The organism is Lacisediminihabitans sp. (assembly GCF_036569425.1).
Lineage (GTDB): Bacteria > Actinomycetota > Actinomycetes > Actinomycetales > Microbacteriaceae > Lacisediminihabitans.
Map to the genome: position 1 here is coordinate 14,011 of NZ_DATCQQ010000018.1, position 25,083 is coordinate 39,093.

General features: G+C 67.8%; 24 protein-coding genes and 1 pseudogene. 4 read left to right on the forward strand and 21 right to left on the reverse strand.

What is annotated here, in order from left to right; translation table 11 throughout:
* Window position 1 precedes the first annotated feature (1 nt).
* The 6 genes from ruvX to VIM54_RS02745 all read right to left on the reverse strand — a co-directional run bounded on the left by ruvX (window position 2) and on the right by VIM54_RS02745 (window position 5,997).
* Window positions 2–463, reverse strand: a complete 462-nt coding sequence (gene ruvX / locus VIM54_RS02720) for a Holliday junction resolvase RuvX (RefSeq protein ID WP_331898957.1) — start codon at window positions 461–463, stop codon at window positions 2–4.
* A 3-nt stretch (window positions 464–466) separates the two neighbouring features.
* Entirely contained in the window at window positions 467–3,121 is a 2,655-nt protein-coding gene (gene alaS, locus VIM54_RS02725; RefSeq protein WP_331898959.1) for an alanine--tRNA ligase, read from the reverse strand.
* Window positions 3,122–3,169: 48 nt separating this feature from the next.
* The gene (locus VIM54_RS02730; RefSeq protein ID WP_331898960.1) at window positions 3,170–3,400 is read right to left on the reverse strand and encodes a hypothetical protein; all 231 of its coding nucleotides are present in this window, start codon (window positions 3,398–3,400) and stop codon (window positions 3,170–3,172) included.
* 60 nt (window positions 3,401–3,460) lie between these two features.
* Window positions 3,461–3,826 carry a DUF948 domain-containing protein gene (locus VIM54_RS02735; RefSeq protein WP_331898962.1) on the reverse strand — a complete coding sequence of 122 codons (366 nt, stop codon included), beginning with the start codon at window positions 3,824–3,826 and terminating at the stop codon, window positions 3,461–3,463.
* A 74-nt stretch (window positions 3,827–3,900) separates the two neighbouring features.
* Window positions 3,901–4,530 (reverse strand): 30S ribosomal protein S4, encoded by a 630-nt coding sequence (gene rpsD / locus VIM54_RS02740; protein ID WP_331898964.1) that lies wholly within the window; start codon window positions 4,528–4,530, stop codon window positions 3,901–3,903.
* Window positions 4,531–4,665: 135 nt separating this feature from the next.
* Window positions 4,666–5,997 (reverse strand): replication-associated recombination protein A, encoded by a 1,332-nt coding sequence (locus tag VIM54_RS02745; protein WP_331898965.1) that lies wholly within the window; start codon window positions 5,995–5,997, stop codon window positions 4,666–4,668.
* Between the two features lie 124 nt (window positions 5,998–6,121).
* Between VIM54_RS02745 and VIM54_RS02750 the strand changes: the two genes are divergently transcribed.
* From VIM54_RS02750 to VIM54_RS02760, 3 genes are all read left to right on the forward strand, one after another.
* On the forward strand, window positions 6,122–6,934 hold the full coding sequence (locus VIM54_RS02750) for a peptidylprolyl isomerase (RefSeq protein ID WP_331898967.1): 813 nt from the start codon (window positions 6,122–6,124) through the stop codon (window positions 6,932–6,934).
* Between the two features lie 99 nt (window positions 6,935–7,033).
* Window positions 7,034–8,266 (forward strand): DUF349 domain-containing protein, encoded by a 1,233-nt coding sequence (locus tag VIM54_RS02755; RefSeq protein WP_331898969.1) that lies wholly within the window; start codon window positions 7,034–7,036, stop codon window positions 8,264–8,266.
* An 85-nt stretch (window positions 8,267–8,351) separates the two neighbouring features.
* Entirely contained in the window at window positions 8,352–8,927 is a 576-nt protein-coding gene (locus VIM54_RS02760; protein WP_331898971.1) for a type IV toxin-antitoxin system AbiEi family antitoxin, read from the forward strand.
* Here VIM54_RS02760 and VIM54_RS02765 read toward each other — a convergent pair.
* From VIM54_RS02765 to VIM54_RS02830, 14 genes are all read right to left on the reverse strand, one after another.
* Window positions 8,914–11,214 carry a bifunctional (p)ppGpp synthetase/guanosine-3',5'-bis(diphosphate) 3'-pyrophosphohydrolase gene (locus VIM54_RS02765; RefSeq protein ID WP_331898973.1) on the reverse strand — a complete coding sequence of 767 codons (2,301 nt, stop codon included), beginning with the start codon at window positions 11,212–11,214 and terminating at the stop codon, window positions 8,914–8,916. The genes VIM54_RS02760 and VIM54_RS02765 overlap by 14 nt on opposite strands.
* A gap of 93 nt (window positions 11,215–11,307) precedes the next feature.
* Window positions 11,308–11,646 (reverse strand): rhodanese-like domain-containing protein, encoded by a 339-nt coding sequence (locus VIM54_RS02770; RefSeq protein ID WP_331898975.1) that lies wholly within the window; start codon window positions 11,644–11,646, stop codon window positions 11,308–11,310.
* A gap of 33 nt (window positions 11,647–11,679) precedes the next feature.
* On the reverse strand, window positions 11,680–12,669 hold the full coding sequence (gene secF, locus VIM54_RS02775; protein WP_331898977.1) for a protein translocase subunit SecF: 990 nt from the start codon (window positions 12,667–12,669) through the stop codon (window positions 11,680–11,682).
* Entirely contained in the window at window positions 12,669–14,402 is a 1,734-nt protein-coding gene (secD, locus tag VIM54_RS02780) for a protein translocase subunit SecD (RefSeq protein ID WP_331898978.1), read from the reverse strand. Before secD ends, secF begins: the two co-directional genes overlap by 1 nt.
* Before the next feature lie 99 nt (window positions 14,403–14,501).
* On the reverse strand, window positions 14,502–14,939 hold the full coding sequence (gene yajC / locus VIM54_RS02785) for a preprotein translocase subunit YajC (RefSeq protein WP_331898979.1): 438 nt from the start codon (window positions 14,937–14,939) through the stop codon (window positions 14,502–14,504).
* Between the two features lie 73 nt (window positions 14,940–15,012).
* Complete coding sequence (gene ruvB / locus VIM54_RS02790; RefSeq protein WP_331898981.1) at window positions 15,013–16,062, reverse strand: Holliday junction branch migration DNA helicase RuvB; 1,050 nt, start codon at window positions 16,060–16,062, stop codon at window positions 15,013–15,015.
* The gene (gene ruvA / locus VIM54_RS02795) at window positions 16,059–16,700 is read right to left on the reverse strand and encodes a Holliday junction branch migration protein RuvA (protein WP_331898983.1); all 642 of its coding nucleotides are present in this window, start codon (window positions 16,698–16,700) and stop codon (window positions 16,059–16,061) included. The genes ruvB and ruvA overlap by 4 nt, the downstream gene beginning before the upstream one ends.
* Window positions 16,697–17,275 (reverse strand): crossover junction endodeoxyribonuclease RuvC, encoded by a 579-nt coding sequence (ruvC, locus tag VIM54_RS02800; protein ID WP_331898996.1) that lies wholly within the window; start codon window positions 17,273–17,275, stop codon window positions 16,697–16,699. The genes ruvA and ruvC overlap by 4 nt, the downstream gene beginning before the upstream one ends.
* Before the next feature lie 16 nt (window positions 17,276–17,291).
* Complete coding sequence (locus VIM54_RS02805) at window positions 17,292–18,053, reverse strand: YebC/PmpR family DNA-binding transcriptional regulator (protein ID WP_331898985.1); 762 nt, start codon at window positions 18,051–18,053, stop codon at window positions 17,292–17,294.
* A gap of 400 nt (window positions 18,054–18,453) precedes the next feature.
* Complete coding sequence (pdxT, locus tag VIM54_RS02810; RefSeq protein WP_331898987.1) at window positions 18,454–19,053, reverse strand: pyridoxal 5'-phosphate synthase glutaminase subunit PdxT; 600 nt, start codon at window positions 19,051–19,053, stop codon at window positions 18,454–18,456.
* Window positions 19,043–19,945 carry a pyridoxal 5'-phosphate synthase lyase subunit PdxS gene (gene pdxS, locus VIM54_RS02815; RefSeq protein WP_331898989.1) on the reverse strand — a complete coding sequence of 301 codons (903 nt, stop codon included), beginning with the start codon at window positions 19,943–19,945 and terminating at the stop codon, window positions 19,043–19,045. The genes pdxT and pdxS overlap by 11 nt, the downstream gene beginning before the upstream one ends.
* Before the next feature lie 45 nt (window positions 19,946–19,990).
* A complete protein-coding gene (locus tag VIM54_RS02820) occupies window positions 19,991–20,548 on the reverse strand; it encodes an HIT domain-containing protein (RefSeq protein WP_331898997.1) in 558 nt (185 codons plus the stop codon).
* Between the two features lie 77 nt (window positions 20,549–20,625).
* On the reverse strand, window positions 20,626–22,623 hold the full coding sequence (gene thrS / locus VIM54_RS02825) for a threonine--tRNA ligase (protein ID WP_331898998.1): 1,998 nt from the start codon (window positions 22,621–22,623) through the stop codon (window positions 20,626–20,628).
* Window positions 22,624–22,718: 95 nt separating this feature from the next.
* Entirely contained in the window at window positions 22,719–24,581 is a 1,863-nt protein-coding gene (locus VIM54_RS02830) for a glycosyltransferase family 2 protein (protein ID WP_331898991.1), read from the reverse strand.
* Window positions 24,582–24,763: 182 nt separating this feature from the next.
* Here VIM54_RS02830 and VIM54_RS02835 point away from each other — a divergent pair, with 182 nt between their 5' ends.
* On the forward strand, window positions 24,764–24,946 hold the full coding sequence (locus VIM54_RS02835; protein ID WP_331898993.1) for a YegP family protein: 183 nt from the start codon (window positions 24,764–24,766) through the stop codon (window positions 24,944–24,946).
* Window positions 24,947–24,957: 11 nt separating this feature from the next.
* Here the strand turns inward: VIM54_RS02835 and VIM54_RS02840 are convergent.
* Window positions 24,958–25,083 (reverse strand): annotated as a pseudogene (locus VIM54_RS02840) (IS982 family transposase); the annotation flags it as partial.

Sequence of the window (25,083 nt, forward strand, 5' to 3'; positions counted from 1 at the left end):
GTCACGTTCCTTCGTCCGGCTCGACGGCGGCTCCGGGTGGTGTTCCACCGGATCTCTCGGCGTCGAGGGCGTGCTGCAAGATTATAACCGCCGCGACTTGGTCGATGACCGGCCGCGACTTCCTGGTGCTCCGGCCAGTGGCCCGCATGGCACGGTGCGCGGACACCGTGGAGAGCCGTTCATCCACGAGCCGAACCGGCACTGTCGTGGCGCGTGCGACGCGCGTGGCGAAGTCTCGCGCATCCTGGGTGGAGGCGGAGTCTCCCCCGGAGAGCGCGAGCGGCAACCCGACCACGATCTCGATCGCGGCGCGCTCAGCCGCCTCGGCCAGTATCCGCTCGACGTCGCCATCTCCCCGCTGCACCGTCGCCACCGGGGTGGCGAGCATGCCGTGCGGGTCGCTCGAGGCCACCCCGATTCGAACCTTGCCGACATCGATGCCCAGCCGCACGCCTGGCCGCACGCGCTACCTCGGCAGCGCGGCCACAATGGCCTCGAGCGCGGCCGGGATGGCGTCGAGCTTCGACCCGCCACCCTGGGCGAGGTCGTCCTTGCCGCCACCACCACCGCCGAGAACGGATGCGGCGGTCTTCGCGAGCGCCCCGGCCTTGATGCCGCGCTGGCGCGAGGCGTCGTTGGTGGCGACGATCACAGCCGGCTTGCCCGCGACATCCGCGGCGAGGGCCACGACGGCCGCCTCCGCGCCGAGCCGGCCGCGAACCGCGGTCACGAGGCTCCGCAGGTCGTCGGACGACGACAGGGCGCCCACGTGCCTGCTCAGCACGGTGAGCCCGCCGGCGGTGGCCGCCTCGGCGACGAGCGCCGGCACGCGTTCCAGCAGCGCGGCGGACTCGAACTCGGCGATGCGCTTCTCCGCGGCCTTGAGGCTGGCGAGCAGCTCGGAGATCCGCTCCGGAATCTGGTCCCGGGGCGTCTTGAGGCTCGACGTGAGCTCGGAGACGATCGCCCGCTCGGTGGCGAGGTCGCGGAATGCCTCGATGCCCACCAGCGACTCGATGCGGCGGTTGGTCGAACCGATCGACGACTCGCTCACGAGATTGATGAGTCCGATCTCCGAGCTGCGGATCACGTGGGTACCCGCGCACAACTCGAGCGACCATGGACCGCCGATCTCCACGACGCGCACGGTCTCGCCGTACTTCTCGCCGAAGAGCGCCATCGCCCCGAGCGCCCGCGCCTCGTCGAGCGGCATCACGCGTGTCTCCACCTCGAGGTTCTGGCGGATCGCGTTGTTGGAGATCTCCTCGATCTCGCTGCGCGTGGCAGCGGAGAGCGGGTTGCTCCAGTTGAAGTCGAGACGCATGTAGCCGGCCTTGTTGTACGAGCCGGCCTGGTGCGCCTCCGGGCCGAGCACCTCGCGCAGCGCGGCATGGATGAGATGGGTCGCCGAGTGGGCCTGGGTCGCGCCGCGGCGCCACTCCGGGTCCACCACGCTCGTGGCGGCGGCCCCCACGCTCACCTCGCCCGAGCGCACCTGCACCCGATGGCTCACGAGCCCCTTGACCGGGCGCTGCACGTCGAGCACCTCGAGGTCGAAACCGTTGCCGACGATGCTGCCGGCGTCTGCCTCCTGGCCGCCGGACTCCGGGTAGAGCGAGGTCTCGGCGAGGATCACCTCGGCGATGTCGCCGGCCGCCGCGCGGTCCACGGAGACGCCGCCCACGATCAGGCCGAGAATCGTCGAATCGGTGGTGAGGTAGTCGTAGCCGGTGAACAGGGTCTCGCCCCTGGCGCGGAAGGCGCTGTAGACCGAGAGGTCTGCCATGAGGGTCTTCTTGGCCTTCGCATCGGCCTTCGCCATCGTGCGCTGGTCGAGCATGAGGGCGTCGAAGGCCGCGCGATCGACGCTCAGCCCGGCCTCCTCCGCCATCTCGAGGGTGAGGTCGATCGGGAATCCGAACGTGTCGTGCAGCAGGAAGGCCGTGTCGCCCGGCAGCTCGCGGGCCCCCGACTTCTGCGTCTTCGCCACCGCCAGGTCGAGGATGCTCGTGCCGCTCACCAGGGTGCGCAGGAAGGTCTCCTCCTCCGCGTAGGCGAGCCGCCCGATGCGGTCGTAGTCGTGCTCGACCTCGGGGTATGCAGCCTTCATCGCGTCGCGCGATGTCGTGAACAGTTCGGTGAAGGTGGGGGCGTCGACTCCGAGCAGGCGCATCGAGCGCACGCTGCGGCGCAGCAGCCGGCGCAGCACGTAGCCGCGGCCCTCGTTGGACGGGGTGACACCGTCGGCCATGAGCATGAGGGCGGAGCGAACGTGGTCGGCGACCACGCGCATCCGCACGTCGTCGTCGTGATCTGCGCCGTAGCGCCGGCCGGAGATCTCGGCCGCCCGGTCGAGAACGGGGCGCACCTGGTCGATCTCGTAGAGGTTCTCGACCCCCTGCTTGATGAACGCCACCCGTTCGAGTCCCATGCCGGTGTCGATGTTCTTCTTGGGCAGTTCGCCGAGGATCTCGAAGTTCTTGCCCTGGCCCGGTCCGCGCAGGTACTGCATGAACACGAGGTTCCAGATCTCGATGTACCGGTCGTCGTCGGCGGCCGGACCGCCATCCTTGCCGTACTTCGGTCCGCGGTCGAAGAAGATCTCCGAACTCGGTCCGGCAGGCCCCGGCTGGCCGGTTGACCAGTAGTTGCTCTCCATGCCGAGACGCTGAATGCGCTCGTCCGGCAGGCCGGCGATCTTCTTCCAATGCCCGACGGCCTCGTCGTCGTCCTGGTAGACGGTGACCCAGAGGTCCTTCTCGGCGAAACCGTAGCCGCCGTCGGCTTCGGAGGTGGTGAGCAGCTCCCAGGCATAGGCGATCGCCTGCTCCTTGAAGTAGTCGCCGAACGAGAAGTTGCCGTTCATCTGGAAGAACGTGCCGTGGCGCGTCGTCTTGCCGACCTCCTCGATGTCGAGGGTGCGGATGCACTTCTGCACGCTCGTCGCGCGCGGGTACGGCGGCGGCACCAGCCCGGAGAGGTACGGCACGAACGGCACCATGCCCGCCACCGTGAAGAGCAGCGACGGGTCGTCGCTCACGAGCGACGCGGACGGCACGACCGTGTGGCCGCGTTCAGAAAAGTAGTCGAGCCAGCGTCGACGAATATCAGCGGTCTGCATGGTGTCCTGGTTTGGGGGCCGGGCGGACTCGGCCGCAAAGAATGGGGTCTAGCTCGAGGTGCGCTTCGACAGGTCGGCGATCACGCCTTCCGCGTCCGCCACCGCCGCCCGCAACTCGGCCTCGCGGGTCTTGTAGCCGTCGATCACGGCGCTCGAGAACTCGTGGGCACGGCTGTCGACATCCTCGAAGAAGCGTCTGCCCTCTGGGGTCTTGTTCAACTGGTGGGCGGCGACGAAGCCGAGGCCGACCCCGATGATGAGCCACAGTACGTTCTTCATGAAAATTACTCCCTCGTGAGCGGTGAAACGGATGTTCCACCAGCGAAGCCTGAATCAAGCTTACTTCGAACGGGACTTCGGCTTCAGCCCGGAGATCGCCACGCGAACCGCTGCGGTGAAACCGGCGAGCTTGATGAGCGGTCCGCCGAGGGTGGCGGCGAACAACGCGATGAGCGACGACACGTTGCCGGTGGCATCCGCGATCCCGCTCGTGATCGCGTCAACCCGGGCGAGCTGCTTGTTGGTCTCGCCGATCGTCACGGTCGCCTCCTCGAGGATCGGCGTCACGTTGGCGCTGAGCTCGTGGATCGCGTCACGGGTCTCGTCGAGCACCCGGCCGAGCTTCACCAGGGGGATGGCCAGCAGCCCGACCAGCACGGCGAAGACCGCCGCGGCAATCAGTCCGGCAATGTCGCCACCGCTCATGAGATCCGCCAATCGTGTCTGTTAAAGAGAAGGAGCGGACCGCCCGAAGGCGATCCGCTCCCACTGTATTCGCCTTAGCGAGCGGCGTAGTACTCCACGACGAGCTGGACTTCACAGGTCACGGGAACTTCGGCGCGCTTCGGGCGGCGCACGAGGCGGGCCTGCAGCTTGTCGATCTCCACCTCGAGGTAGCCGGGCGTCTTCGGCAGAACGTCGACGTGGCCGCCGGCCGCTGCAACCTGGAACGGCTCCATGCCCTCGCTCTTGGGGTGAACGTGGATGAGCTGGCCCGGCTTCACGCGGAAGGACGGGCGGTCGACGCGCTGTCCGTCGACGAGGATGTGACGGTGCACGATCATCTGACGGGCCTGGGCGGTCGTGCGGGCGATCGCCGCACGCACGACGAGGGCGTCGAGACGCATTTCGAGCTGCTCGACCAGGTTCTCACCGGTCAGGCCGTCGGCGCGACGCGCCTCCTCGAACTGGATCTTGAGCTGGGCCTCGCGGATGCCGTACTGGGCACGCAGGCGCTGCTTCTCGCGAAGGCGAACGGCGTAGTCGCTGTCGGTCTTGCGCTTGGTGCGGCCGTGCTCCCCCGGGGGGTACGGACGCTTCTCGAGGTACTTGGCGGCCTTCGGCGTGAGCGGAATGCCCAACGCACGCGACAGGCGCGTCTTGCTACGGGTACGTGACTGGGTAGACACGGATTCCTTTCGATTCTCTTCGCCCCCACCGAGCGGATTTGCACCGCGGGGGCCCGTGCGTGAGCGCGGACAGATTGGGAAGAGGGGTTCGGCCCGGGAATACTCCCCAGGGCCACAGAGCATCCTAACAGATCGCTACTCGCCGCGGATGATGCGGCGGAGCTTTTCGAGGCGGGCCTTCACCTCTCGCTCGTTGCCGTGCTCGGTCGGGGTGTAGTAGTTGGTGCCGAGCAGTTCGTCCGGCAGGTACTGCTGCGGGACGACCCCGAGGTCGGAGTCATGGGAGTACTTGTATGCCTTGCCGTGGCCGAGCCGTTTGGCCCCGGCGTAGTGGGCGTCGCGCAGGTGAAGCGGCACTCGGCCGATCTTGCCGGCCCGAACATCGGCGATCGCCGCGTCGAGAGCCATGTACGCGGCGTTCGACTTGGGAGCGGTCGCGAGGTAGACCACGGCTTCGGCGAGCGGGATGCGCCCCTCCGGCATCCCCACGTACTGCACGGCGTCCGCGGCGGCGACGGCGATCACGAGGGCCTGCGGGTCGGCGATGCCGATGTCCTCCGCGGCGCTGATCATCACCCGCCTCGCGATGAATCGCGGGTCCTCGCCCGCCTCGATCATGCGCGCGAGGTAGTGCAGCGAGGCGTCGACATCCGAACCGCGCACGGACTTGATGAAGGCGCTGATCACGTCGTAGTGCTCGTCGCCGTTGCGGTCGTAGCGCAGCAACGCCCGGTCGACGGCCAGCGAGACGATCTCGGCGGTCACCACCGGCTTGTCTGCATCGTCGGTGGATGTCGCGCTGAGGGCGGCGGCCTCGAGGGCGGTGAGGGCGCGTCGCGCGTCGCCCGAGGCGAGCCGGATGATCGCCGCCCGGGCTTCCTCGTCGAGGGCGATCCGGTCGTCGAGCCCGCGCGGGTCGGTGACGGCCCGGTCGACGAGCACGGCAAGGTCCTCGTCGCTGAGGGTCTCGAGGGTGAGCAGCAGGGAGCGCGAGAGCAGGGGCGAGATCACCGAGAACGACGGGTTCTCGGTGGTCGCGGCGATGAGGATCACCCAGCCGTTCTCCACGCCGGGCAGCAGCGCATCCTGCTGCGCCTTGGTGAAGCGGTGGATCTCGTCGAGAAACAGCACGGTCGACACGCCGTAGAGGTCCCTGGCCGACATCGCGGCCTCCATCACCTCCCGCACGTCCTTGACGCCCGCATTCACGGCGGAGAGCTCGACGAACTTGCGACCGGAGCTGCGCGCGATCGCCTGCGCGAGCGTGGTCTTGCCGGTGCCGGGGGGACCCCAGAGGATCACGGAGACCGAGCCCTGCTCCCCCGTCTTGTCCGAGGCGAGGCTCACGAGCGGCGAACCGGGGGTGAGCAGATGACGCTGGCCGGCAACCTCATCGAGGCTGCGCGGTCGCATCCGCACCGCGAGGGGCGTCGCGCCAGCGCGCAATCCGAGCTGGGCATCCACCATGCCCTCAATCGTACGTGCGGCCCCCGTCAACTCCCTCCGGTGTCGGCTTCGGCGACGCCGACGACTCTCGGATACAGTGCATGGGGGCAAACCCCCCGCACCCTGCGGCATCGATGGAGGACACGTGGCACCGAGCAAGAACGCCGAGCGCGACGCACGCGAGGCACGCGATCGGTTGCGACGCTACAACGCCCGGCAGGCGGTGCACACTCACCAGGTGAAGCGGCGCAAGCGGGACAACATCGCTGCCGTCGTGGGCGTCGTCGTGGTGGTGGCCCTCGCCACCCTCACCCAGGTGCTCTACTTCACCACCGGACCCGGAGCGGCCACGCCATCGGCGAGCCCGTCCGCCAGCCCATCGCCCAGCGCCTCGCCGGACGCCACGAAGAACACCGGCGACGTGCCGGCGTCGACGATCGCCGAGGGTCGCACCTGGACGGGCGAACTCGACCTCAACGCCGTGCCGCTCGGCATCGAGCTCGACGGCAAGGCGGCGTCGCAGGCGACATCGGTGTTCATCTCCCTCGCCCAGAAGAGCTTCTACACCACCACCGGGGCCACCTGCCATCGCCTCACCAACAGTCCGACGGCGAACCTCATCCAGTGCGGCTCGGTGAATGGCGACGGCTCGGGCGACATCGGATTCAGCTTCGGCCCGATCGAGAACGCACCGGCCGACGGGGTCTACCCGGCCGGCACCATCGCGATGGCCCGTGGTACCGGCGCGTTCAGCCAGAGCACCCAGTTCTTCATCACCTACGCCGCGACCACCCTCGACACGTCCACGGGCGGCTACACGGTCTTCGGCAAGGTCACGAGCGGCCTCGACGGCTTCGTGAGCGCCATCGCGAGCAAGGGCGTGGTCGCGACGGCGACGAGCACGAGCGACGGCGCGCCAGTCGTGGCGACCAAGATCACGAAACTGACGCTGAAATAGCGGCGCGGTGCCGCAGCGCCGCTGACGGCCCCTCCCGCGTGCAATAGTCTGGAACCCGGCCATTGTCGTTTCAGTGGCCCGAGCAGCAAGGTGAGGCTTTTGGCGACAGACGATCAGGCTCCGTGGGGCCGCGTTGACGAGACGGGTACCGTCTTCGTTCGCGAAGGCGATACAGAGCGCGCCGTCGGGCAATACCCCGACGGCACCAAGGAGGAGGCCCTCGCCTACTTCCAGCGTAAATATGTGGAGCTCGCCGGACAGGTGACCCTCCTCGAGCAGCGCATCAAGCGCGGCACGGCGGCCGCGGATGTGGCGAAGACGATCGCGGCCCTCAAGGTGACCGTCGCGGGCGCCAACGCGGTCGGCGACCTCCCGTCGCTCATCACGCGCCTCGACGCCCTCGACGGCGCGGTCGGCGAACTCACCGAGAAGCAGACCGCCGAGACGAAGGCCGCGACGGATGCCGCCCTCGCCGAGCGCGAGGCCCTCGTCGTGGAGGCGGAGACTCTCGCCGCCCAGGACCCGGCCAAGGCGCAGTGGAAGGCCGTGAGCGCCACGCTCGACGACATCTTCGCGCGCTGGCAGAAGCACCAGCAGGACGGCCCGCGCCTGCCCAAGAACGAGAGCAACGAGCTCTGGAAGCGGTTCCGGGCGGCGCGCACGACCATCGAGACGCACCGCAAGGCGTTCTTCGCCGAGCTCGACTCCGTGCACAAGGACGCCCGCAACAAGAAGCAGGAACTGGTCGAGAAGGCCGAGGCCCTCATCCCCAAGGGGCTCGACGGCATCCCGTCCTATCGCGGCCTGCTCGACGACTGGAAGGCCGCCGGTCGCGCGGGCAAGAAGTTCGACGACGCGCTCTGGCTGCGTTTCAAGGCGGCCGGCGACGCGCTCTACGCGGCGAAGACCGAGATCGACGCGAAGGACAACGAGGAGTTCAGCGCGAACCTCGAACTCAAGCTCGCCCTTCTCGCCGAGGCCGAACCGCTCATCGCCGAGACCGACCGGGCAAAGGCCCGCGAGGCCCTGCTGTCGATCCAGCGCCGTTGGGATGCCATCGGCAAGGTTCCGCGCGACAAGGTCAAGCCCATCGAGGACCGGCTGCGCAAGGTCGAGACCGCCGTGCGCAAGCTCGACGAGGATCACTGGCAGAAGAGCAATCCGGAGCGCATCGCGCGTTCGGAGGGTCTCGCGAGCCAGCTTCAGGATGCGATCGCCAAGCTGGAGCGCGAGCTCGCCGACGCCAGGGCCGGCGGAAACGCCAAGAAGATCAAGGATGCGGAAGAGGCCCTCGAGGCGCGCAAGGCGTGGCTCAAGGTGATCGGCTCGTAGCCTTCACCACCTGACTGTTTCGGGTTCTTTCCACAGTTGCGGGCGGCGGCCGTCGGCATCCGGTGGCAGCCGCGACCATGGGGGGATGTCGCATCGGCTTCCCCGCGTGCTCTCGGGCCTCGACCTTCCCCTCGCGGAGCTGACGGCCGCCCGCATCGACGGTGAGGTCTACGCCGTCGACGAGTGCTTTAGTCCGCTCGACGAGTTCGAGGCGACCCCGCATCGCGCGCTGGCCCTACTCGCGAGCTTTCCGCGCCGGCTCATCGCCGAGCAGCACACCGCGGCCTGGGTACTGGGGGCGCAGCCCGCTCCCCCGGTGGTGCACCAGTTCTGTGTCAGCATCGAGACCAGGACCCGTCCGACGATCGCGATGCGCATCTCGGTGCGCGAGGTGGTGATCGACGACGACGACCTGCTGGATGTGGGTGGCCTGCCGGTCACGACCCCGCTGCGCACCGCGGTGGATCTCGCCCGCTGCGCCGTGGACTTCGGCGAACGGGATCTGCGGCTCGCGGCCGAGCTGATGCGCATCGGGGGCTTCGGCGTCGACGACTGCGCCGAGCTGCTCAACCGGCGGCGCAACCTGCCGGACAAGCGCGTCGCCCTCGAGCGGCTGGTCGCCGCTGCCTCGCTGCAGCGGGGCGACCCTAGCCTGCGCTGACCCGGTACACGTCGTAGACGGCGTCGATCCGCCGAACGGCGTTGAGCACCCCGTCGAGGTGCGTGGTGTCCCCCATCTCGAAGACGAAGCGGCTCAACGCGAGACGGTCGCTCGAGGTGGACACCGTGGCCGACAGGATGTTGACGTGGTTCTCGGAGAGCACGCGAGTCACGTCCGAGAGCAGGCCGGCGCGGTCGAGCGCCTCGACCTGGATCTGCACCAGGAAGATGCTCGACGAGGAGGGCGCCCACTCCACGTCCACCATGCGCTCCGGCTCGTTGAGCAGCGACGTGACGTTGTGGCAGTCCGCCTGGTGCACTGACACCCCGGCGCCGCGGGTGACGAAACCGACGATGGGATCCCCCGGCACCGGTGTGCAGCACTTGGCGAGCTTGACGAGGATGTCGGGCGCGCCGCGCACCAGGACGCCGGAGTCGCTGTTGCGGAGCGCCTTGCTGCGCCCCTTCGTGGGGAACGGGATCTCCGCATCCTCGGTCTCGGCCTCCGTGTGGAGGGTGGCGAGCACCTTTTCCAGCACCGACTGGGTGGAGACGTGGCCCTCGCCCACCGCGGCGTAGAGGGCGGAGATGTCCTCGTACCGCATCTGGGCGGCGACCTCGCTGAACGAGTCCTGGTTCATGAGCTTCTGCAGCGGAAGGTTCTGCTTGCGCATGGCGCGGGCGATCGCATCCTTGCCCTGCTCGATCGCCTCTTCGCGCCGCTCCTTGGTGAACCACTGCTTGATCTTGTTGCGCGCGCGAGGGCTCTTCACGAAGTTGAGCCAGCCCTGGCTCGGCCCGGCATCCGGATTCTTGGAGGTGAAGATCTCCACGACGTCGCCGCTCGACAGCGTGCTCTCGAGCGGCACGAGGCGCCCGTTCACCTTGGACCCCATGGTGCGATGGCCGACCTCGGTGTGCACGGCGTAGGCGAAGTCGACGGGGGTGGCTCCGGCCGGCAGGCCGATCACCTTGCCCTGCGGGGTGAAGACGTAGACCTCTTTGGCGCCGATTTCGAACCGGAGGGAGTCGAGGAACTCGTTGGGGTCGGCCGTCTCGGCCTGCCAGTCGGTGATGTGCGCGAGCCATGCCATGTCGCCGTCGTCGCTGAGATCGCTGGCGGCACCCTTGCCGCCGTTCACCCGCTCCTTGTACTTCCAGTGCGCCGCGACACCGAACTCGGCGCGCTGGTGCATCTCATCCGTGCGGATCTGGATCTCCACCGCGCGGCCCTTTGGCCCGATCACCGTGGTATGCAGCGACTGGTAGAGGTTGAACTTGGGGGTGGCGATGTAGTCCTTGAAGCGCCCGGGGATCGGGTTCCACCTGGCGTGGATCGAGCCGAGCACGGCGTAGCAGTCACGCACCGAGCCCACCAGAACGCGGATGCCGACCAGGTCGTAGATCTCGTCGAACTCGCGGCCGCGCACGATCATCTTCTGGTAGATCGAGTAGTACTGCTTCGGGCGGCCCACGACCTTGCCCTTGATCTTCGACGCCTTGAGGTCGTCGTTGACCGCATCGATCACCTGCTGCACGAATTCCTCGCGCTGCGGGGTGCGCTGCTTGACCATGTTCTCGATCTCGACGTACATCTTCGGGTGGAGCACCGCGAAGGAGAGGTCTTCGAGCTCCCATTTGATGGTCTGAATGCCGAGGCGGTGGGCAAGCGGCGCGTAGATCTCGAGGGTCTCCTGCGCCTTCCTCGTCGCTGACTCGGTGGGCACGAAGCCCCAGGTGCGCGCATTATGCAGGCGGTCGGCGAGCTTGATCACGAGCACTCGGATGTCCTTGGACATTGCGACGACCATCTTGCGCACGGTCTCCGCCTGCGCGCTGTCGCCGTACTTGAGCTTGTCGAGCTTGGTCACGCCGTCTACGAGCATCGCGATCTCGTCGCCGAACTCGTGTCGCAGCATGTCGAGGGTGTAATCGGTGTCTTCTACGGTGTCGTGCAGCAGTGCGGCAGCGAGGGTCTTCGGGCCGATGCCGAGGTCGGCCAGGATCTGCGCCACGGCGACCGGGTGGGTGATGTATGGTTCGCCACTCTTGCGCAGCTGCCCGCGGTGCGCGAGTTCCGCCGCCGCGTACGCCCGGTCGATTATTCCCAGGTCGGCCTTCGGATGGTGCAGCTTGGCCGTCTTGATCAGCAGGTCGACCGCGCCGACCGGCTGGGCACGAGAGAAGATGCGCGGCAGAAGCGTGCGCAGCGACGGGGAGGCCGTCGCTCCGGTTGGGGGGATGCCGGACGCCGGCGTGAGGGAGCTGGGCGTTGTCGTTTCCGTCATCGCTCCTCCTCTTCCAGCCAAACTATCACCGCGAGTTGCGCCCCATCGCCCGGTTCGCTGTGGGCGCTACGGCGGATCGCATGGCTGGGCGGCTCAGTCGACGCGAGGGGCGTCCGCGCCGTCGGCGACAATTTCGCCGCCGGCGGCCGTCCAGGCGAGCATGCCACCGACGACATTGACGGCCTCGTAGCCGGCATCGAGGAGGGCGTTCGTGACGCGAAGCGAACGCGAGCCGGCGTGGCAGACCACGAGCACCCGCTGGTCGGTGGGAACGTCCTCGAGCCCCTCGGGCAGCATCGACATCGGCACGAGCTTCGCGAGCGGGGAATGGCCGCGATCCCACGCGTCCTGCTCACGCACGTCGAGCAGCATCGCGCCGCCGGCGGTGAGCGCGATCGCCTCGACGGCACTGACCTCGCTGAACTGCTTCATCTGTCCTTCTCCTGCTGTGTCTGGCTGGTGTTGTTAGCTGGTGACGCTCGCCCGGCGAACCGTGTTGGTCCGCTTGTCGCGCTTCTTGATCGCCTCTTCCCCGCTGCGCAGGTGCGCATAGAGCGGAGCGGCGATGAAGATCGTCGAGTACGTGCCGGCGATGATGCCGACGAAGAGCGCGAGCGAGATGTCGCGCAGCGTTCCCGCCCCCAGCACGAGTGCGCCGATGAAGAGGATGGCTCCGACCGGCAGGATGGCCACGATCGACGTGTTGATCGAGCGCACGAGCGTCTGGTTCACGGCGAGGTTGACCGATTCGCCGAAGGTGCGGCGGGACTCCGAACCGTCTTCGCTCGTGGTCTCGCGGATCTTGTCGAACACCACGACGGTGTCGTAGAGCGAGTAGCCGAGGATGGTCAGGAAGCCGATCACCGCCGCCGGCGACACCTCGATGCCGAAGATTCCGTAGAAGCCGGCCGTGATGATCAGGTCGTGCAGAAGGGCCACGATGGCGGCGAGCGACATCTTCCAGGTGCGGAAGTACAGTGCCATCACGATTGCCGCGAGGGCGACGAAGATCACGAGTCCGGTGAGGGCCTGGCGGGTGATGTCCTGGCCCCAGGTGGCCCCGATGAACGACGCAGTCACCTTCTTCACCGGCACGTTGTACGCGACGGCGAGGGCCTGCTGGATCTTCACGCTCTCGGTATCCGACAGCTGGTCGGTCTGGATGCGCACGGAGTCGCCGCCCACGATCGACACGCGCGGGTTGGAGCTGGCCGCGACCTTGGTCACCGTGTCAGAGGCGAACGGCTGGCTCAGATTGGTGGTGTTGGAGACCTGGAACTGCGACCCGCCACGGAATTCGATGCCGAAGATAAATCCGCCGCGAAGGAACGGAATCACGATCGCGGCGAGGATCATCACCGCGGCGATGCCGTACCAGATCTTGCGACGGCCGACGATGTTGTACGAGCGCTTGCCCGTGTATAGGTCATTTCCGAACTGGGCGAAGCTGGCCATCAGGAATCCTTCCCCTTGGTGCTCTTACTGGAATTGGAGGAGCCCTGCGATTCGAGTTCTGCCGCCTTGCGCTCGGCAATGGTCTGCCGCTTCTGGGCCTCGCGGCTCACTGAGGCCTTCTTGCTCGCCGGCACGCTCACCGGATCGCGGAAGGTCGCCCGCCCTCGGTAGACGGCGCCGAGCGCCTTCGGGTCGAGTCCGCTGAACCGGTGCCCCTCGGCGAAGTACGGACGCCTCGCGATGATCTGCAGCATCGGGTGGGTGAAGAGCGCCACGACCACGAGGTCGACGATCGTCGTGAGCCCGAGGGTCAGGGCGAACCCCTTGACGTTTCCGACGGCGACGATGAAGAGGATCGCCGCGGCGAGGAAGTTGACGGTGTCGGAGGCGACGATGGTACGGATGGCGCGCTTCCAGCCCGCCTCGACCGCGGACTCGAGCGGCCGCCCATCCCGCAACTCGTCGCGGATTCTCTCGAAGTAGACGATGAAGGAGTCGGCGGTGATACCGATGGCCACGATGAGGCCCGCCACGCCGGCGAGCGAGAGTCGGTAGCCCTCTCGCCACGACAGCAGCACCACAACCAGGTAGGTGATCACGGCGGCGACGACGAGCGACGCCACGGTGAGCAGGCCGAGGGTGCGGTACTGCAGCAACGAGTACAGCACCACGAGCGTGAGGCCGATGAGGCCCGCGAGCAGTCCGCTCTGCAGCTGGCTCGACCCGAGGGTAGCCGAGATGATGTCCTTGCTCTCCACCTTGAAGCCGATCGGGAGGGCGCCGAACTTGAGCTGGTCGGCGAGCGTCTTGGAACTCGCCTGGGTGAACGACCCGGTGATCTGCGGCTTTCCGTCGGTGATCACGGCGTTGGTGGTGGGCGCCGAAATGATGCGGCCGTCGAGCACGATGGCGAACTGGTTCCGCACGCCGGTGAGCGCGTTGAGCCTCGTCGTGACATCCGCGAACTGCTTGGTGCCCTTGGCGTTGAAGACGATGTTGACCGCCCACTTGCCCGTGCTCGCGCCCTGCGAGTTGGTGACCTGGCCGTTGGTCGCGTCGGTGATCGTCTCGCCTGCCACCTCGACCGCGCCGAGGATGTACTTGTATGTCGAGGTGTCGTCACACGTGATGAGCGGCTTCTTCGGGTCGGCCACGTTGGTGCCGGCCGCATCGACCTTGTCGCAGCTGAAGTCGTCGAACTGCTTCTGCAGCGCCGGGGTCACCCACGCCAGATCGCTCGCGTTCGTCGGACTCGTGCTCGGCGTCGAGGGCAGCGGGGCATCTGACGCTCCGGGGCTCGGCGTCGCGCTCGGCGTGCCAACCGAGCTCGCGGGTGCCTGCTCCGAGACAAGCACCGGGCGGAACTCGAGCTTGGCCGACGACTCGATGCGATCGATGGTGGCCTGGTCAGGGATTCCCGGGATCGAGACGACCACGTTCTGGCTGCCCTGGGTGTTGATCTCCGCCTCCGACACGCCGCTCGCGTCGATGCGCTGGCGGATGATCGCCACCGCCTGCTCGAGCTGCTGGCTCGACGGGGCTGCCGCACCGTTCGCCACCACCGGGGAGAGGATGATCTGCGTGCCGCCCTCGAGGTCGAGGGCGAGCTTAGGTGCCCACGACGCGCCGTTCCAGATCACCGCCGCACCGTTGATCGCGGTCAGGCCCGCAACGATCACCAGAAGCCAGGTCAGAGACCGCAGAGCCTTCTTGACCGGGGTCGATCTTGCCACAGGTAACTCAGCTTTCTACGCGTGCGCTGCGGAACTCGGCCACCGACACACTTCAGGCCCGGCGCGCAGGTCGCACGCGAGCAGTCATCAGGTTAGTGGTTACTCTCCGGGCTCGGTCTTCGGCTTGCGCACCGGCTTCTTCACTTCGGGCTCGACGCGCTCACCGAATTCCGGCTCACCGGCCACGATCGCGTTGTCCTCGTTGAGCTGAATCTCGGCCGGCTCGTCCTCGGCGATGGCGTCGGTGTCGGTGTCCGTCTCCTCCGGCTTCGCGTAGTCGGCGACCTTGAGGATCGTCTGGCGGTGGATCTTGAGCACCGTTCCGGGGGTCGTCTCGATGAGAGCCACGTTGGTGTCCTCGTCGATCGAGAGGATCGTTCCGTACAGGCCGTAGTTCGTCATGATCTCCACGCCCACGCCGATCGCGGCCTGGCGGGCGGCGGTCTCCTTGGCACGCTTGCGCGACGATCGGAACTGGAAGAAGACGAAGACCGCCAGCGCCACGGCGATCAGGATAAGAGTGGGGTCGAACTTCATGGGTGTAGAACCTTCCAAGCGCTGAGGGGAAAACACGGGGAGTCTAACCCTGCGTGCTGAGGACCAACTTGAATTATAGGTCATCCCCGAAGAGCCCGACGCTTGCGCTCGAGCTGGCGCTCGAGAGGCCGAAGTGCTTCCACGCCGCCCGCGTCGCCACCCGGCCACGCGGGGTGCGGATGAGCAGCCCGATCCGCACGAGAAACGGTTCGACGACCGATTCGATGGTCTCGGCCTCCTCGCCGACCGAGACGGCAAGCGTGTTGAGACCGACCGGGCCGCCGTCGAACCGGGTGAGGATGATATCCATCACCGCACGGTCGAGCCGGTCGAGCCCGAGCTCGTCGACGTCGTACAGCAGCAGGGCGGCGTGCACCGCCTCGAGCCCGTGCGAATCGTGCACGAGGGAGTAGTCGCGCACCCGGCGCAGCAGTCGGTTCGCGATTCTCGGCGTGCCCCGGCAGCGCCCGGCGATCTCGGCGAGGGCCGCGCGGTCGATCGGCAGGTCGAGCAGGGCCGCGGCGCGAATGAGCACCTGTTCGAGCTCCGCCTCCGAATAGAACTCGAGGTGCGCGGTGAACCCGAAGCGGTCGCGCAGCGGGTTCGGGAGCAGCCCCGAGCGAGTGGTCGCGCCGACGAGGGTGAACGGGGCCAGATCGAGCGGGATCGAGGTCGCGCCGGCGCCCTTGCCCACCATGATGTCGATACGGAAGTCTTCCATCGCCAGGTAGAGCATCTCCTCCGCGGAGCGCGCCATGCGATGGATCTCGTCGATGAACAGGATCTCGCCCGGCACGAGCGAGGAGAGCACCGCGGCGAGGTCCCCGGCGTGCTGGATGGCCGGACCGCTCGACATGCGCAGCGGGCGCCCGCTCTCCTCGGCCACGATCATGGCGAGGGTCGTCTTACCGAGACCGGGGGGACCGGCGAGCAGGATGTGGTCGGGCGTGCGGTTCTGCAGCATCGCCGCGTGCAGCAGCAGCTGGAGTTGCGCGCGCACCTTCGCCTGCCCGACGAACTCGGCGAGGGTCTTGGGGCGCAGGGCGCCCTCGAAGGCGAGTTCGGCATCCGACTCCGGGGTCGGACGCACGATCGCGACGGACAGATCTTCCGAGTCGCTCACTGGCCGCTCGATCCGCGTGCGGAGGCCGCACTCAGCGGCTGCTGCGGCCCGAGCCTCGTGAGCGCGAGGCGCAGCAGGGCGGGCACCGTCGCCGTCTCATCGCCGCTGGCGCTGGCGAGCGCCTCATCCACGGCCTGGGCGGCGACGCGCTCCGACCAGCCGAGACCGACGAGGGCCACGAGCACATTGTCGCTCACGGTCGCGCGAACGATCGGCGCCCGCACCGCCGAGGTGGTGATGGCCTGCATCTTGCCGGCGAGCGACACCACGATGAGCTTCGCGGTCTTCGGACCGACGCCGGAGACCTTGCGGAATGCCCCATCGTCCTCGGTCGCGACGGCCGACGCGACCTGGGCCGGCGTCATCGCCGCGAGCACGCCCATGGCCGACTTGGGGCCGACCCCCGTCACTCCACGCAGCAGGTCGAACACGGCGAGCTCATCGGTGTCGACGAAGCCGAAGAGCGAGAGGTCGTCTTCGCGCACGATGAGGGCGGTGCGAACCGTCGCCTCCGAACCGACGCGCAGCGAGAGGGCATGCTGGGGGGTCACGCTCACCGAGAGCCCGACTCCCCCGACCTCGATCACCGCCGTCGTTCCGGCCACCGCGAGCACGACGCCGCGAACAGAAGAGATCATGCACCCAGCCTACGTTTGGGGGCCGACTTCGACGCGCTTCTCTCCGCGGCGAGCCACGCCTGCTGCGCCGGGGTGAGGGCGCCGGCGGGCCCGGCGACGGCCGCGCCGCGTTTCCAGGCGTGACAGATCGCGATGGCCAGCGCATCCGAGGCGTCCGCGGGCGTCGGCAGCTCGGCGAGGCCGAGCACTCGCGCGACCATGGTCGCGACCTGCTTCTTGTCCGCCGAGCCGTAGCCGCTGATCGCGGCCTTGACCTCGGACGGCGTGTGCAGTCCGACGACGAGCCCGCGCTTCGCGGCGAGGTGCAGCGCGACGCCGCTGATCTGGGCGGTGCCCATCACCGTGCGCAGGTTGTGCTGGGCGAACACCCGCTCGAGCGCGACGGCGTCCGGCTTGTGCGTGTCGAGCAGGCGCTCGATCTCGTTACCGAGGTGCAGCAGTCTCAGCTCGAGCGGCATCTCGTGAGGCGTGCGGATAACCGCGACCTCCACGAGCGTCGCCTTCCGCGAGGCGGTGACATCCACGATGCCGACGCCGCACCGGGTCAACCCAGGGTCGATACCGAGCACCCTGATGCTGGCCAACGGTCCGTTACTCGTCTTCGTCGAGCGTGGCCTGCACGTCGGCCGGAACCTCGAAGTTGCCGTAGACGTTCTGCACGTCATCGTCGTCATCGAGGGCGTCGATGAGGCGGAACACCTTCCGTGCAGTCTCGGCATCCACGGCGATGGTGAGGCCGGGCACGAACTCGACGTCGGCCGAGTCGTAGTCGATTCCGGCCTCCTGCAGCGCGGTGCGCGCCGCGACGAGGTCGTGCGCCTCGGTCACGATCTCGAAGCCGGCGCCGCGGTCGTTGACCTCTTCGGCTCCGGCGTCGAGAACGGCCGCGAGAATGTCGTCCTCGGTGACGGTGTCGGTCTTGGTCACCGAGATCACGCCCTTGCGACTGAAGTTGTATGCAACACTGCCCGGATCGCCCATGGTGCCGCCGTTGCGCGTCATGATGGTGCGCACGTTCGCGGCGGCGCGGTTGCGGTTATCGGTGAGGCACTCGATCAGCAGCGCGACGCCGCCCGCCGCGTATCCCTCGTAGATGATCGTCTGGTAGTCGACGGCTTCGCCGAGCTGGCCGGAGCCGCGCTTGACCGCCGAATCGATGTTCGAGTTGGGTACAGAAGTCTTCTTCGCCTTCTGGATCGCGTCGACCAGGGTCGGGTTGCCCGAGAGGTCGGCACCCCCGAGCTTGGCTGCGACTTCGATGTTCTTGATGAGCTTGGCGAACGACTTCGCACGGCGAGAGTCTTTAATCGCCTTCTGGTGCTTGGTGGTTGCCCATTTGGAGTGGCCTGACATGCTGAACATTCTAACCAGTGCCGGTCGGGCCGCCGGTCGAGCCGCGCGGGGGGCGCCCGCATCCCAGGCCCTCGCCCCGTCGCGGCGCTCAATCGCGGTTCCTCCCCGCGAAGGGAGGCGTAACCCCCGCCGGAACGCTGCATCCCCCCTCCGCGAGCGTGGAATGTGGTCGGGGCGACGGTCGCGACCCTCCTCCGTTCGGGCGCACCTCCACACAATCCGCATCCCCCGTCCGAAAACGCAGGAGATTTGATCGGCACGTGTCTCCATCGCGCCGAAAACCGCGCTTTCGCTCCGGATCTCCTGCGTTTTCAGAAGACGGGCGAGACGGGACGAGACGGGACGGGACAGGACGGGACGGGCGGGGCGAGCCGGCGCGCCGAGGAGACGGACGGACGGATCAGGCGGCCGCGACCATCCGCAGGAAGTGTTCGTGGAACCGGGTGTCGCCGGTCATCTCGGGGTGAAAGGAGGTGCCGAGCAGGTTGCCCTGCTCCACGGCCACCACGCGGCCGTCGGCCAGGGTCGCGAGGGGCACGACCCCCGCTCCCGCGTCCTCGACGACGGGCGCGCGGATGAAGACCGCGTGCAGGGGCGGATCCCCCAGCACCGGAATCTCGAGGTCAGTCTCGAAGGAGTCGAGCTGGGAGCCGAACGCGTTGCGCCGCACCGCGATGTCAAGCCCGCCGAGGGTCTGTTGGCCATTGATGCCGTCGAGCAGGCGATCCGCGAGCATGATCAGCCCCGCGCAGGTGCCGTACACCGGCAGCCCCGAACGGATGGCGTCCTTGAGCGGCTCCGCGAGTCCGAACGCGCGCGACAGCTTGTCCATGACGCTGGACTCGCCGCCGGGAATCACGAGCCCAGCGACCTCGGCAAGCTCCTCCGGTCGACGAATCGGCCGGGCATCCGCTCCCAGGGAGCGGAGCACGGCGATGTGTTCGCGAAAATCGCCCTGGAGGGCGAGCACGCCGACGATCGGTGCGGGGTTACCAGCCACGTTCGGAGAGGCGGTGCGGCGCGGGCAGGTCGGACACGTTGATGCCGACCATCGCCTCGCCGAGTCCACGCGACGTCTCGGCGATGACGGCCGGGTCGTCGAAGAACGTCGTCGCCTTCACGATTGCCGCCGCACGCCTGGCCGGATCCCCCGACTTGAAGATGCCCGACCCGACGAACACTCCGTCGGCTCCGAGCTGCATCATCAGCGCCGCATCCGCCGGGGTCGCAACCCCGCCGGCCGTGAACAGCACCACGGGAAGCTTGCCGGTACGCGCGATCTCGAGCACGAGCTCGTACGGCGCCTGCAACTCCTTCGCCGCGACATACAACTCGTCGTGTCTCTTCGCCGTCAACGCCGCGATCTCCGACCGGATGGTGCGGATGTGCTTGGTCGCCTCGGAAACATCCCCGGTGCCGGCCTCGCCCTTCGAGCGGATCATCGCCGCACCCTCGTTGATGCGGCGCAGCGCCTCACCGAGGTTCGTCGCCCCGCAGACGAACGGCACGGTGAACGGCCACTTGTCGATGTGGTTGACGTAGTCGGCCGGGGACAGAACCTCGGACTCATCGATGTAGTCCACCTTGAGCGCCTGCAAAACCTGCGCCTCCACGAAGTGGCCGATGCGCGCCTTCGCCATCACCGGAATGGACACCTCGGCGATGATCGACTCGATCAGGTCCGGGTCGCTCATCCTGGCCACGCCACCCTGGGAACGGATGTCGGCCGGCACGCGCTCGAGCGCCATGACCGCGACGGCTCCGGCATCCTCCGCGATCCTCGCCTGCTCGGCGGTCACGACATCCATGATGACACCGCCCTTGAGCATCTCCGCAAGCCCACGCTTCACGCGGCTCGAACCCAGGGTCTCGGTGGTTTCGCTGTCGTTCACTTGTCGCCTCTCTGATGCCCCGGTGCGTCGCGAGGCCTCACCATTCTAGGACGAAGCGGATGGGGCCTCATGCTGCACGGACTCCTGCCAGCCCGCCGCGACATCCGCCCGAACCTCGCCGAGAAGCTTCGGGATCGCCTTGGTGCCGGCGATGATGGGGAAGAAGTTGGAGTCGAGCGCCCAGCGCGGAACGATGTGCTGGTGCAAGTGCTCGGCGATGCCGGCACCGGCGATGCGGCCCTGGTTCATCCCGATGTTGAAGCCGTCGCAGTTCGACACGGCGGTGAGCACGCGCATGGCCGTCTGGGTGAGGCTCGCCATCTCGGCCACCTCCTCGGCCGTCGCTTCGTCGTACGTCGCCACGTGCCGGTATGGGCACACGAGCAGGTGCCCGGAGTTGTACGGGAAGAGGTTGAGCAGCACGTAACAGTGCTCGCCTCGGGCCACGATCAGCGCCTTCTCGTCGGTCATCGACGGCGCGATGCAGAACGGGCACTCGTGCTTCTGCGGCTGCTGCCCGTTCTCGATGTAGACGAGACGGTGCGGCGTCCACAGTCGCTGGAACGCGTCCGGCACCGCGGCGAAGTCGTTCGACGATTCGATCTCGACTCCCTCGAAGTCCGCAGCCCCGTAGGCGGCATCGGCCCGGCCGGGCTCGCCCGTGGGGTCCCCCGCCACGCTCAGACCTGCACCTTCGCGGCGATGGCCGCCGTGATCCTCGCGATCGCCTCGGCCACGGGCACCCCGTTGTCCTGGCTGCCGTCGCGGTAGCGGAAGCTCACGGCTCCGGCCGCGCGGTCCTCTTCCCCGGCGATGAGCTGGTACGGCACCTTAGCCTTGGTCCAGTTGCGGATCTTCTTCGGCATCCGGTCGTTCGAGTGGTCAACCTCGGCGCGCACGCCGGCGGCCTTCAGCTGTGCGATAACGTCGTCGAGGTAGGGTCCGTACTCCTCCGCGACGGGGATGCCGACCGCCTGAACGGGAGACAGCCACACCGGGAACGCCCCGGCGTAGTGCTCGGTGAGCACGCCGAAGAAGCGTTCGATGGAGCCGAACAGGGCGCGGTGGATCATGACGGGCCGCTGACGCGAGCCGTCTGCCGCCGTGTACTCGAGCTCGAATCGCTCCGGGAGGTTGAAGTCCAGTTGCACCGTGGACATCTGCCAGGTGCGGCCGATGGCATCCCGGGCCTGCACGGAGATCTTCGGCCCGTAGAAGGCCGCTCCGCCCGGGTCGGGCACGAGCTCGAGGCCGGACTCGCGGGCGACCTCGGCGAGGGTGGCCGTCGCCTCCTCCCACACCTCGTCGTCCCCGACGTACTTCTCCGGGTCCTTCGTGGAGAGCTCGAGGTAGAAGTCGGTCAGTCCGTAGTCGCGGAGCAGGTCGAGCACGAAGGTGAGGGTGCTCGTGAGCTCCTCCTTCATCTTCTCCTTCGAGGTGAAGATGTGGGCGTCGTCCATGGTGAGGCCGCGCACGCGGGTGAGCCCGTGGATCACGCCGGACTTCTCGTTGCGGTACACGGTGCCGAACTCGAAGAACCGCAGCGGCAGGTCGCGGTACGACCGCCCGCTCGACCGGTAGACGAGGATGTGGAACGGGCAGTTCATGGGCTTGAGGTAGTAGTCGGCGCCCTGGCGGGTTACCTCGCCCTCCTCGTTGCGCGCCTCATCGAGGTGCATCGGCGGGAACATGCCGTCTTTGTACCAGCCGAGATGGCCGGAGGTCTCGAACAGGTTCGACTTGGTGATGTGGGGGGTGTAGACGAAGTCGTAGCCCTCCGCCTCGTGGCGGATGCGGGAGTAGTTCTCCATCTCCCGGCGGATGATGCCGCCCTTCGGGTGGAAGACCGGCAGGCCGGAGCCGATCTCCTCAGGGAAGGAGAACAGGTCGAGCTCGGCGCCGAGCTTGCGGTGGTCGCGCTTGGCGGCCTCCTCCTGGCGAGCCTGGTACGCCCGCAGCTCGTCCTTGGTGGGCCAGGCCGTGCCGTAGACGCGCTGGAGTTGCTTGTTCTTCTCCGACCCGCGCCAGTAGGCGGCGGCGCTGCGGGTGATCGCGTAGCCGTTGCCGATCAGGCGGGTGTTCGGCAGGTGGGGGCCGCGGCAGAGGTCCTTCCAGACGGTTTCGCCGGTGCGCGGGTCAACGTTGTCGTAGATCGTGAGTTCGGCGCCGCCGACCTCCACCGACTCGTTGTCCGCCGTCTCGTCCGCGCCGCCCTTGAGGCCGATGAGTTCGAGCTTGTACGGTTCGTCCGCGAGTTCCGCGCGCGCCTCATCCTCGGTCACGACGCGGCGCACGAAGCGCTGGCCGGCCTTGATGATGCGTTCCATCGCCTTGTCGACGGCCTTGAGATCCTCGGGGGTGAGCGGGTTCTCGACGTCGAAGTCGTAATAGAAGCCGTCGGTGATCGGCGGTCCGATGCCGAGCCTGGCCGCCGGGTTGATGGACTGCATCGCCTGGGCGGCGACGTGGGCCGCCGAGTGCCTCAGGATATTCAGACCGTCGGTCGACGAGATCAGCACGGGGGCGGCCGTCTCGCCCGCGCGAATTTCCGCCGCCATGTCTCGGAGGTCTCCGTTGATCCGAACGGCGACGACGGCGCGGTCCGGGAACAGTTCGAACCCGGTCGTCGTCTCCGCCGCGGTGATCGACTCGAGAGTGGACTCGTGGCCGGCGGGCAATTCTGACACGACGGGGGTGCTCCTAACGACGCAGGGTTGGTGTCTACAACTGTAGCGTCGGACAGGCGGGCGCCCGGCGCCGCGGGCGGCCGACGCTACTCCCCGGCCACCCTCGAGAGCCGTGGTTCGTGATCCGTCTTCTCCCAGTAGTGCGGTCGCGTGAAGAGTTGACCGAGACCCTTGTACGCCGCGACGGAGTGCAGGATCCAGTGAATCGGCGTCAGCAGGGCAAGCGCCGCGGCCGCGAAGTCACCTCGCCGCACCGGCCCGAACGCTGACACCACGACCATCTCGGTCATCCCGACCGCGAACGCCGCGATTCCGCCCGTGAGCGCCCACGCGGGCAGCACGGTCTCGATCACGCCGGCGGGCAACACAAGGGCGGTGAGCGCGAGCAGGTAGAAGGGAATCACCGTGAGCACCGCCGCCGGGGTGACCGCAACGAGCATGGCTGTGCCGGCGAATCGGGCGAACCCGACCTGGTTGATGAGGGCGAGCGGCTTCCGGGAGTGAACGAGCGCGGTCTGCAGGTACCCCTTGGTCCACCGGCTGCGCTGGCGGATGAAGGCGGGAACCGTCGCCGCGGCCTGCTCCTCCGTGATCGACTCCACGGGCGCCAGCCGGTAACCCATCGCGCTCATCCGCACGCCGAGGTCGACGTCCTCTGACACGTTGTACGGGTCCCAGCCGCCGAGTTCGATGAGCGCCGCCGTGCGAAAGTGCTCGGAGGTTCCCCCCGCCGGCACGGCGAACCGTGAACGGCCGAGCGCGGGAAGCACCCGATCCGCCCAGGACGACCGTTCGAGCGCGACCATCCTGGTGAGGACGTTCTCGTGCGCGTTCGAGTACCTGATCGACGCCTGAACGCAGGCGAGGTCGACCCCGCCGTGAGCGAAAGCCGCGACAGCCTTCCTCAACTGGTCGGGAGCCGGCACGTGGTCGGTGCCGTAGACAACGAGGAATTCTCCCCGGGCGACGAAGAGCCCGACGTTGCACGCGCGCGGTCTCGTCTCGGGGGCTCCTCCCGGCACGGTGACGATGCGAAAGCTCGGCGGAGGTGACGCCGTGAGGATGGCGTCCCGAGTGGCAGAGTCCTCCTCTTCCACGAGGATGAGCACCTCGAGTCGCTCGGCGGGATAGTCGAGGCGTGAGAGAGTCGCGATCATCTGCGGCACGGCGGCCGCCTGGCGGAACACCGGCACGAGAACGGTGTAGTACGGAAGAAGGTCGTCCCGAGTCTCTGTAGCCGACGCATCCGCCGCGGCGTCGCGCCGTTCCCCCCGAATCGCCATCACGAGCACAAACGTCGTGGCCGCGAGGAGCCCGACACTCGCCGTCGCGACGACGGCGGCGCCCATGGCTGACGGGGAGACCACGGCCAGGGTGAACAACGCCAACCCGAAGAGGATGCCGCCCACCGCCTGGCCGTTCGACACCACCACGCGGGCCGACAGCGACGGATTCGTTCGCCATCGGTCGGTCGTGCCGTCCGCCGGGGTCTCCGCCTTGAAACTGCGCTTGACGGCACTGCGGATGTCCCACGAGGTGGCGGCGACGAATTCCACCGGGCTCTCGAGCACGCTCGCTATCGTCGCCGACTTCGCGGCATCCGGCTCTCGCGCGGTCGCCACGAGCACGCTCCCGTTCGACTGGTCGCGCACGGGAACCCAATTCTCGAGGAGGTAGCGCTCGGCGGGCCACTGGCGCACGAGATCACGATCGATCTTCGTGGTGGTCAGGTCGATCGGCGCAACCTTCCACGCCCTCGCCATGACCTTGAGCAGCGCTCCGGACTCCACCATGCCCAGGTTCACGAGAACCTCATCGAGGCGATCCCCCGTCTTCGACTTCGCGGCGCGCGCGATCGCCAGCTGATCATTCGTGATCAGCCCGGAGTCGAGCAGGAGCGCGGCGAAGCCGGCGCCCGTGACCGAAGGTTCCCCACCCACCAACGCCATGACCTCATCGTCGCCGCCGCGGACGAACGGCGGCAAGTCCCCAGTAGGGTGTCACCTCTTCGGGGAGCGGCCGGGCGCCTTGATTCGGCGGCCGTGCCGGGCCCATTGCCCCTGTTCGGCGAATGGCGCGCGCCGATACGCGTGGACCGCGCGCGCCACGTCAGGTCGACAAAGGACTTGAAATGGCAGGCACGTTCGAGCTCTACAAGGACACGGCCGGGTGCTTCCGCCTTCGACTGAAGGCCGGCAACGGGGAGGTCATCGCGGTGTCGGAGAGCTACGCCTCCACGGCGAGCGCGCTCAACGGGATCGCATCGGTGCAGAACAACGCCCCGACCACCTCCGTTGACGACCAAACCGCCTAGATGAGTGAGTCCTAATGGTCGTAGGCGATGAGGGATCGTTTGTTGGGTTGGCCGGTGAGCCAGTTGTGCCAGATTCCGGCGGCGAGGGCGAGTAGGCGTCCGGCGACGCGGGAGTAGACGCCGGGGATGGTGCGGCC